Annotated in this window: 8 protein-coding genes and 1 pseudogene; all 9 read right to left on the bottom strand. The window is 73.0% G+C overall.

Annotated features, from left to right (window positions below; genetic code table 11):
• The coding region (gene flbT, locus MET9862_RS27195; protein WP_142586046.1) for a flagellar biosynthesis repressor FlbT at positions 1-434 on the bottom strand (434 nt) is incomplete at its 3' end.
• A gap of 8 nt (positions 435-442) precedes the next feature.
• The gene (gene flaF, locus MET9862_RS27190; protein WP_142586045.1) at positions 443-790 is read right to left on the bottom strand and encodes a flagellar biosynthesis regulator FlaF; all 348 of its coding nucleotides are present in this window, start codon (positions 788-790) and stop codon (positions 443-445) included.
• A 178-nt stretch (positions 791-968) separates the two neighbouring features.
• Positions 969-2,018, bottom strand: a complete 1,050-nt coding sequence (locus MET9862_RS27185) for a flagellar hook-associated family protein (protein WP_142586047.1) — start codon at positions 2,016-2,018, stop codon at positions 969-971.
• Between the two features lie 52 nt (positions 2,019-2,070).
• Entirely contained in the window at positions 2,071-3,510 is a 1,440-nt protein-coding gene (flgK, locus tag MET9862_RS27180) for a flagellar hook-associated protein FlgK (protein WP_142586044.1), read from the bottom strand.
• A gap of 101 nt (positions 3,511-3,611) precedes the next feature.
• On the bottom strand, positions 3,612-4,820 hold the full coding sequence (locus MET9862_RS27175) for a flagellar hook protein FlgE (RefSeq protein WP_142586043.1): 1,209 nt from the start codon (positions 4,818-4,820) through the stop codon (positions 3,612-3,614).
• Positions 4,821-4,923: 103 nt separating this feature from the next.
• Positions 4,924-6,294: a flagellar protein export ATPase FliI gene (gene fliI, locus MET9862_RS27170; RefSeq protein WP_142586042.1), complete on the bottom strand. Its 1,371-nt coding sequence runs from the start codon at positions 6,292-6,294 to the stop codon at positions 4,924-4,926.
• Between the two features lie 14 nt (positions 6,295-6,308).
• Positions 6,309-7,034 carry a flagellar basal-body rod protein FlgF gene (gene flgF, locus MET9862_RS27165; protein WP_142586041.1) on the bottom strand — a complete coding sequence of 242 codons (726 nt, stop codon included), beginning with the start codon at positions 7,032-7,034 and terminating at the stop codon, positions 6,309-6,311.
• Between the two features lie 3 nt (positions 7,035-7,037).
• Positions 7,038-8,327, bottom strand: coding sequence for a DUF1217 domain-containing protein (locus MET9862_RS27160; RefSeq protein ID WP_142586040.1), 1,290 nt, complete (start codon positions 8,325-8,327; stop codon positions 7,038-7,040).
• Positions 8,328-8,460: 133 nt separating this feature from the next.
• A pseudogene (locus tag MET9862_RS27155) lies at positions 8,461-8,724 on the bottom strand (hypothetical protein); the annotation flags it as partial.

Raw genomic sequence — 8,724 nt, 5'->3', positions numbered from 1 at the left:
AGGGCCTCCGGGCCCGGCCGGAGCGCCGGCGGCGCGGGGGCGGGCTCGGTGCCGGCTGCGGCGAGCAGCACCGCCTCGGCGGCGTAGAGCCCGCGGATCACCTTCAGCGCCTCGAACGGGCGCTCCGCCGTGATCAGCGCGTCCGCGGCGAGGAGCCCCTCGTGGAGCACGGGCTCGCGGGTCGCGACCATGAGGCCGGCCCGCAGGCCCGCGTAGAGGTCGCGCGCCGCCTCCGCCTCGGCGGGGGCGATCAGCATGGTCTGCACCGCGAAGTAGAGCTGGCGCAGGGGCGTGGTCGCCTCCTCCGCCTGCAGCACGTGGCCCTCCAGCAGGAAGGTGGCGTCGTTCAGGAGCTCGATCCCGACCTTGCGATCGACGCGCAGGACGGCCCCGTTGATGTAGACGCGCTCGCCGGCGCGCAGGGAGAGGCGCATGGCGGTCCTCACTGCAGGCCGTCGCGGATCGAGGTGTTGACCTCGATCAGGGCGGCGAGGCTGCGCTCGGGGGCCTGCAGGACCTCGCCGACCTCGCGCATGGTCCAGGCGCCGATCGAGACGAGGTTGGCCCGCAACTCCTCCGGCAACCCGTTCTCCGGGTCGAGGAGATCGGCGATCAGGATGTTCCAGAGATCCTGCACGTAGGCGATCGCCGCCGTCCGCTCGGGGCCGGTCGCGCCGCGCGCCTCGACAGTGCGCAGCATGTCGAGCGCCCGGTCGAAGGCGAGGCGCTCGCGCTCGCGGCTCAGCGTCCCGGCGTCCTCCAGGATCTCGGAATAGGAAAACCGGTACATCTCGCGCCGATGCCTTCTCGCGTGTCGGTCGCCCGGTGGTCCGGGCCGTCGGGAGCATGCTGTCACGGAACATGAGCAGCACGATACAAGTTGCTGATCGTAATAAGTTTATTGGAATGCCCGGTCTTGTCCCGGGTCGTGTTGCGGCGGCCGGGCCGCGCGGGGCCCGGCCGGCCGGTCAGGAGATGAAGGAGACGAGGCTGAGCTGCCGCAGCTGGGCGGTCAGCGCGTAGGAGATCTGCATCTGCGTGCTCAGCGCGTCGATCCGGCTCTTGGCCTCGGCCGGGTCGACGGATTCGAGCCGGTTGATCTCGCCTGTGAGGAGCTTGGCCTGGCCGTCGAGGCGGGGATCGGCCGCCGTGACCTTGGCCTGGGGGCGGCCGAGATCGGCCTGCTGGGCGACGAGGCCGCCGCTCGCGGTGCTGAGGAGCCCGAGGATCCGGCCGGTCGCCGCGTCCTGCGTCTCGGCCGAGAGCCCGCTCAGCCCGGTGGCGGAGGCGATGGCGTAGGCCATCGCGACGGTGCGGAACGGGGCGGCGTTGGCCGAGACGCCGATGGTGACGGTCTCGCTGAGGGAGATCCGGGCAGACGGCGTGCGGCTCGAGGCCTGCGAGACGTCGGCCTGCCAGGCCGCGTCCGAGAACAGCGCGGCGACGGGGCCGCTGTCGGAGAGGAAGGCCTGCATCTGCGCCGGGGTGATGGAAGCCGCGCCCGCGCTGCCGGGCGCGGTGTTGAAGGCGGTCTGGAAGGCCGCGGCCACCGCGGCCTTGATCGCGGCCGCGCGGCCCTCCGGGATCGGGCTCTCCCGGGTGTTGGTGCCGCCGAACACGTACTGGCCGCCGGCCGAGGCGTTGAGGCCGGCCAGCAGCGCGTCGAGGTTGCTCGCGCCCGCCGTCTCCGCCGTCGCGGCGCGCCCCCCGCTCGGCAGGCCGGCGATCGCGGCCGACATCGCGTCCGCCGCCTTCTGGATCTGAGACAGCGCCGACTGGCTGGTGGACAGGCGGAGCGCGGCGACCCCGTTCGAATCCTTCAGCGCCGCGATCTCGTCGGTGCCCTGGCGCAGGCCGAGACTGCGGGCGACCCCCGTGCCGAGGGTCAGCCCGAGATCGGCGTGGCGCAGGCTCGACGCCTCGGCATTGGCCGTGGCGAGGTCGGCCTGCAGCCGGGACAGGCCGCTGCGCGGCGCGTTCCAGAAGGAGAGGCTGGAGATGAAGCTCGTGGTCATCATGGCCGGCAAGGACGCCTGTCCGAATGGAAGGGAAGGACGGATTGCGGCGCGCCTAGCGCACCGCTTCCATCAGGGTTCTGAGCAGCTCGTCCACGACGGTGAGGATCTTGGCCGAGGCGGTGTAGGAGCGCTCGAGCTGGAGCGTGAGCGCGGTCTCGTCGTCGCCGTTGACGCCGACCGCGTTCGACAGCGCCGTGCTCGCGCGGGTGAGCAGGGTCGTCTGGTAGTCGGCCCGGGCGGTGGCGTCCTTGCGCTGGCCCTCGAGCCAGCCGGCGGAGGCGGCGGCGAAGTCGGACAGGCTCGTCGTGGCGGCGATCTCGGTGCCCGCGCCGAGGGCGCGCCGGGCGGTGAGCGCCGCGGCGAGCGCGTTCAGGCGGTCGGGATAGGCGGCGTCGCCCCCGGCCGGGTTCTGGCGGTAGGCCGCCCCGTTCAGGCCGCCGTCGCGCAGGAGCGCGGCATCGCCCCCCTGCTGCGGATCGACCGCGGCGTTGACCGCGATCCGGGCGGCGAGGTTCGCCGTGCCGGTGGGTAGGCTCCCGTCTGCGGCGACCGTGAACAGGCCGGCCCTGGCCGCGAGCCCGCTCGCCCCGCCGCCCTCGCGGAAGGCGTCGACGAGGGCGCCCGCGATCGCGTCGAGCTGCGCGCCGTACTGCGCGGCCGGCCCGTCGCGCAGGGCGGAGAGGCCGGCGATGCGGCCGGAGGCGAGGGGCATCGGCGCGTCGGCGCCCGTGACGGCGACCCCGTCGATCACCACGGTGGCGGGCGCCGTCGCGGTGGCGGGGCTCAGCGCGACGCTGCGCGCGCTGCGGTCGAACAGCGGCACGCCGCCGTCGGTGTAGATCGCCATGTCCCCGCCCGCGCGCTCGACGGTGGAGATGCCGACCTCCTCCGCCAGGGCGCCGAGGATCCGGTCGCGGTCGTCGAGGGCGTCGCTGACGTCGGCGCCGGCGGCGAGGCCGCGCATCACGGTGCGGTTGGCCGTGTCGAACTGGCCGAGCAGGTCGTTGACCTTGGTGACCGAGGCCGAGAGCGCGGCGTCGGCGTCGCTGCGCACCGACTGCACGGCCTGGGACGCCTCGTTGAGGCCGGTGGCGAGCTCGCGCGCCCGGTCGATCGCGGCGCGGGCGAGGTCGGCGTTGTCCGGCTGGTTGGCGGCGGCCTGGAGGGCGGCGTTGAAGGCGCCGAGCCGTCCCGCGGGCGAGGTCTTGTCGGCGGCGTCGCCGATCGTCTGGGCCAGGGTCTTCAGCCCGTCGAGCCGGGCGCCGCCCGAGGCGGCCTCGGAGGCCGCCGTGAGCTTGCGGGCGAACAGGGCGGCGTCGGCGGCCCGGGCCACGACCACGCGCACGCTGCCCCCGCCCGTGACGAGGGTCGCGATCTTGCGCGAATAGGCCGGGTCGCTCGCCCCCGCGACGTTGCGCGCGGAGGCCGCGATCTGGCTCGACGTGGCGAGCAGCGAGGAACGCGCCGTATTGAGCGCGAGCTGGAGACCCATCGGTCGACTCCGCGAGGGACGGCGCGGGCGGGGCGCCCGCGCCGGTGGTGTCGTGATCCCGCGGCCGAGCCGGAAGCCGGCCCGGCCGCGGGCCGCGCCCGTCAGCGCTTCAGGTTCATCAGGGTGTCGAGCAGCTCGTTGCCGGTCATGAACACCTTGGAATTGGCGGTGTAGACCGACTGCGACTCGATCATCGTGGTGAGCTCCGAGCTCACATCGACGTTCGACTGCTCCAGGGCGCCGGCCTTGATGGTGCCGCGCCCGCCGCGGGTGGCCGAGCCGATCTCGATGCCGCCCGATTCCGCGGTGGTCTCGTAGACGTTGCCGGCGCGCGGCTGCAGGTTGTCGGGGCTGCGCACGTCCGCGAGCGGGATGCGGAAGGTGGCGGTGCGGCTGCCGTCGGCATAGGTGGCGTAGACGGTGCCGTCGGTGGAGATGCTGACGCCGGTGCCGGCCTTGGGCTCCGAGCCGTTGGCGCTGGTCTTGACGTCGTAGGCGGCGGCGAGCTGCGTCAGGCCGGCGAGGCTCACGCTCATCGCGGGCGTGCCGCCGGTGCCTGCCAGCGCGATGCTCGGCGTGCCGGTCACCTGGCCCTTGGCGTCGAAGCTGACGGTCCCCTCGCCCTGCTTCACCGGCGGCGTCGCGCGGTCGTAGACCTGCACGGTCCAGGTGTCGCTCGCGGTCCGCGTCATGTAGGCGTCGAGGGTCACCTTCTGGCCGAGGGCGTCGTAGGCCACCACCGAGGTCTTCTGGCTGTAGCTGCCGGCCGCCGTGCCCGGTGCCGCCGTCTGCACCGCAGCCGTGGCGGGCAGGTTGCCGACGAGCTTCGCCTCGGTGCTGGCCTGGGCCTGCAGGCCGGTGGTCGGCAGCTTGACGGGCTTCAGGCCGCCGTCGATGTCGGGCTCGCCATTCGCCAGCAGGCCGTAGCCGAGCAGGGTGAAGCCGCCGGCATTGACGAGGTCGCCGGTGGCGCCGTCCACCACGAAGTTGCCGGAGCGGGTCAGGAACGAGCCGTTGTTCGAATCCTTCACCATGAAGAAGCCGTTGCCCTGGATGGCGAGGTCGGTCGGCGAGGTGGTGAAGGAGACCGGGCCCTGCTCGCTCACCGAGCGGCGGATCGTCGTCTCGACGGCACCGGAATTGTAGCTTCCGGAATCCGCCGAATCGAGCAGCAGCGCGGAGAACTCGGTCGCGGTGCGCTTGTAGCCCGTGGTCGATGAGTTCTGGATGTTCTCCGCTACCGTCGAGATCCGGTTCGACTGGGCATTCATGCCCGAGACGCCGGTGCGGAGCACGCCGATGAGACTCATGCGGACACCTTCAGGTTCGAATTCTGATGCTGGGAATCGGCGAAAGCCTCGGCCGCATTAGGCCGGCGCAGGCTTGCGCGGGGCTGGGAGGGGGGCGTGCCGGTCATCCGCGCAGGCCCTGGGCGAGTTCGAGGAAGGCGTCCTGGCTCGGCGGCTGGCCGGGCTCCTGGCGCAGCGTGTCGTAGATGCGCGGCACCAGGCCGATCGCCTGGTCGAGCTCCGGGTCGGTCCCGGCGCGGTAGCCGCCCATCAGGCGCAGGTCCCGCGTCTCCTCGAAGCGGGCCATCATCGCCTTCAGCTTGCGCACGAGGTCGCGCTGCTCCGGCGTCCACACCTCGGTGGCCAGGCGCGAGATCGAGCCGAGCAGGTCGATCGCCGGGTAGCGCCCCTGCTCCGCGATCGCCCGGTCGAGGACGATGTGCCCATCCAGCGTGCCGCGGATGGCGTCGGCCACCGGATCGTTGTGGTCGTCGCCGTCGACCAGCACCGAGAACACGCCGGTGATGCTGCCCTGGCCCTCCAGGCCCGGCCCCGCCCGCTCGAGCAGGCGCGGCAGGTCGGAGAACACGCTCGGCGGGTAGCCGCGGGCCACGGCCGGCTCGCCGGCGGCGAGCGCCACGTCGCGGGCGGCGTGGGCGTAGCGGGTGACGGAATCGACGATGAGCAGCACCGACTCGCCGCGGTCGCGGAAGGACTCGGCCACGGAGAGCGCCACCTTCGGCGCCTGACGGCGCATCATCGGGCTCTCGTCGCCGGTCGAGACCACGATCACGGCGCGGTCCCTCGCCTTGGCGATCGGCCCTTCGAGGAACTCGCGCACCTCGCGCCCGCGCTCGCCGACGAGGGCCACCACGACGCTGTCGAAGCCGGCGGCGTCCGCGAGCATGGCGAGCAGCGTCGACTTGCCGACGCCCGATCCCGCGAAGATGCCGATGCGCTGGCCCGCGCAGATCGGCGTGAACAGGTCCATCGCCCGCACGCCCGTGCCAAGAGCGTTCCGCACCCGGGCGCGGGCATAGGCCGCCGGCGGGTCGGCATCGAGGGGCGCGGGTCGGTCGCCTGCCTTCAGGGGGCCCTTCCCGTCGAGGGGGCGGCCGAGGCCGTCGATCACCCGGCCCTTCCAGCTCGGGTCGGGCCTGAGCTCGGCGGGGCCGAGGCGGAAGACGCGGGTGCCGATGCCGGCCTCGATCCGGGATTCGAAGGATTTCAGCGTCGCGCCCTCGGCGTCGATGCGCACGATCTCGCCGGTCTGCTCGCGGCCCTCCGCCTCGAAGCCCATGCGGTCGCCGAGGCGGACGAAGGCGCTGATCCCGCCGACGCGGCAGGCGCTGGCCGAGACCTCGCGCACGCGGCCGCCGAACCGCACGAGCCCGGTTTGCCCGGATCCCGCTTGGCCGGATCCAGCTTGCCCGGATCCGCTTGCGCCGAGCCCGGCCATCGCCGCTTCGAGACGTGCGAGCGCGTCGCCCACCATGCGCCGAGCCCTCCCTACCCTTGCGGCCCGAGGGACTTGATGGCGTCGGTGAGCGAGCTCTCCGACTGGGCCGTCGCGCCGGCGGCGCTCTCGAAGGCGCGCTGGATGGTGATGAGCTTCGTCATCTCCAGGATCGGGTTGACGTTCGAGCCCTCCAGATGGCCCTGCACCACGCCGATGCGGGTGAAGTCCTGGACCGGCCGGGCGGGCAGGCTCGGGCTCACCGCGTTCGGGCCGGCCCGGCTGATCGCGGCCTTCGGGTCGAAGGTGAACAGGCCGATCGCGCCGACCTGGTTGATCCCCTGCATGATGCTGCCGTCGCGGCCGATGGTCGGCGGGCCCTGCTGCGGGTCGAGCAGGAGCGGCGCGCCGCCGGGATCGAGCACCGGCTGCCCGGCGAGGTTGGTGAGCCGCCCGGTCGCGTCCAGGGTGAGGCGCCCGTCGCGGGTGTAGACGGGGCCCTTCGGGCCGCCGACGCTGAGCCAGGCATCGCCCTGCACGGCGATGTCGAGGGGGGAATCGGTCTTGGTGACCGGCCCGGCGGCCCGCGAGATGAAGGTGTCGCCCGCGCCCACGAAGGCGACCGCGCCGCGGGTCGCCTGGGCCATGACCGCCGAGAACTTGGTCTCCTCCGCGCGGTAGCCCGCCGTCGCCATGTTGGCGACGTTCTGGGCCGTGGTGCTGAGGCGCTTCTCCAGGGCGAGCTGGCTCGAGAGCGCGACGTAGAGGCTGTTCTGCATCGGTCAGCCCCCGAACCGGAGGGACTGGAGGCTGGTCAGCATGTCGGCGGTGATGCCGTCGCCCGAGCCGGAGCCGCCGAACAGGGCGAGCACCGGCGCCGACTGGGTGTTGTTCTGGGCGTCCCAGATCGCCGCGAAGCGCTTGGCCAGCGCCTCGACCTTGGCGGGGTCCTTGAGGCTCGCGATGTTGATCTTGCTCGCGATGATCTCGGCGCGGCGCGTCAGCGCGTCGCTCGTCGCGGCCCCGCTCGTCGCCGGCAGGCCGGAGAGGGTGTTGGCGACCTGGGAGAGCGCCGAATCGGCGAGGAAGTCGTAGGCGCTGGCGATGCTCGAGGCCTTGCGGGCGAAGTAGAGCGCGAGGCGCACGCCCGTGTCCTCGGCGCCCGCATCCTCCTCCAGGGACTGGCGCAGATAGGCGTCGACCACGCTCTTCGTCCGCATGTCGGTCGCCGTCCCGGTGCCGAAGCCGATGTCGAGGGCGGTCATCGAGGCGTCCGAGAGGGCGGCGGACTCGACCCGGACCGTGCGCTTCGAGCCGGTGCTCGCATAGGTCGTGTCGGCGTTCTCGTCCGTGCCGCCCGCCACGCCGTCCGCCCCGAAATCGGTGAAGGTGGTGGTGGAGAGGACGAGGCGGTGGCTCGTGTCGAGGGAGGCCTCGACCTTGCCGGCGAGGGCCGCGGTGCCGCTCGCCGCGATCCGGCCGTTGATCGCCGCGGCGATCTCGGAGGGCGTGACCGCGGCGAGATTCGCGGCGTAGCCGAGCATGGACTTCCGGTTGAGCACGATCGTGGCCGTGCGGCTCGTCTTGGCGTCAAGGGCCGTCGTGACCGCGAGGCTGACCTCGTTGGTGCCGCTGAAATCGTAGGGGCCGGCGAGCGCGAGGCTGCCGGTGGCCTGGGCGGCGCTCGCCGGGACGGCGACGCCGAGGCTCGTCAGGTCGTCCGTGCCCGTGCCCGAGACGCCGAAGGTCTTGGTGAAGTCGAAGGCCTTGGCGAAGGCGACGTAGCGGTCATCGGCGAGGCGGTTGGCGAAGCTCGTGGATGTGGCCGTGCCCTCCGTCAGGACCTTGCGCATGAAGGCCGTGGCGTAGGTCATGTCCTCAAGCCCGTAGGCCTTCATGGCGTAGGCGTAGAGGCGCCGGTCGGCCAGGAGGCCGTCGACCGAGCTGATCTTGCCGATATTCGCCTGGTAATAGGCGGTCTCGCGGGCGACCGTCGCCTCGGCCGCCTTGCGCTTGAGGGCGGTGGACAGGTCCCGGGCGATGACCGCGTAGCTGGCGAGCGTGCTGGTCACGTCCGCGCCTCCTCGTGCCGGGTCTCAAGGGTCATCGCGTCGGCCATCCTGCGCGCTCGGGCGGAGTCGGCTCTAGGCGCGGTCCCTTGCTCGGGGCTTGCCGGGCGGGAGGCCGGGCGGCGTCCGGGGCCGGTCACAGCCGCGTCGGCCCGATGATGGTCTGCGTGGTGATGACCACCCAGCCCGCGCCGGTGTTGCGGATGGCGAGCACCCGGCCGGCGCCGGGCAGCTCGGACCCGGTCGAGACCTGGACGCGGCCGGCCGCGCCCTGAAGCTCGGCGCTGCCGGCGCCGGCCCGGAGCAGGCTGTAGCCGGCCTCGGCCGCAGGTTCGGGCTGGTCGGGCGCTGCCGGCGCCGCCCGCTCGGGGATCGCGCCGGTCGTCGTGGGATCGAGGTC

It is taken from the genome of Methylobacterium symbioticum, assembly GCF_902141845.1.
Classification (GTDB): Bacteria; Pseudomonadota; Alphaproteobacteria; order Rhizobiales; family Beijerinckiaceae; genus Methylobacterium; species Methylobacterium symbioticum.
Note: the sequence above shows the minus strand (reverse complement) of the source record. Positions and strands in the feature narration are given on the sequence as shown.

What these genes read in the sequence shown, in the direction of transcription:
- MET9862_RS27185 (WP_142586047.1), bottom strand. Translation starts at nt 2,018, where the DNA reads ATGATGACCACGAGCTTCATCTCCAGCCTCTCCTTCTGGAACGCGCCG.
- MET9862_RS27175 (WP_142586043.1), bottom strand. Translation starts at nt 4,820, where the DNA reads ATGAGTCTCATCGGCGTGCTCCGCACCGGCGTCTCGGGCATGAATGCC.
- flgK (WP_142586044.1), bottom strand. Translation starts at nt 3,510, where the DNA reads ATGGGTCTCCAGCTCGCGCTCAATACGGCGCGTTCCTCGCTGCTCGCC.
- flgF (WP_142586041.1), bottom strand. Translation starts at nt 7,034, where the DNA reads ATGCAGAACAGCCTCTACGTCGCGCTCTCGAGCCAGCTCGCCCTGGAG.
- flaF (WP_142586045.1), bottom strand. Translation starts at nt 790, where the DNA reads ATGTACCGGTTTTCCTATTCCGAGATCCTGGAGGACGCCGGGACGCTG.
- fliI (WP_142586042.1), bottom strand. Translation starts at nt 6,294, where the DNA reads ATGGTGGGCGACGCGCTCGCACGTCTCGAAGCGGCGATGGCCGGGCTC.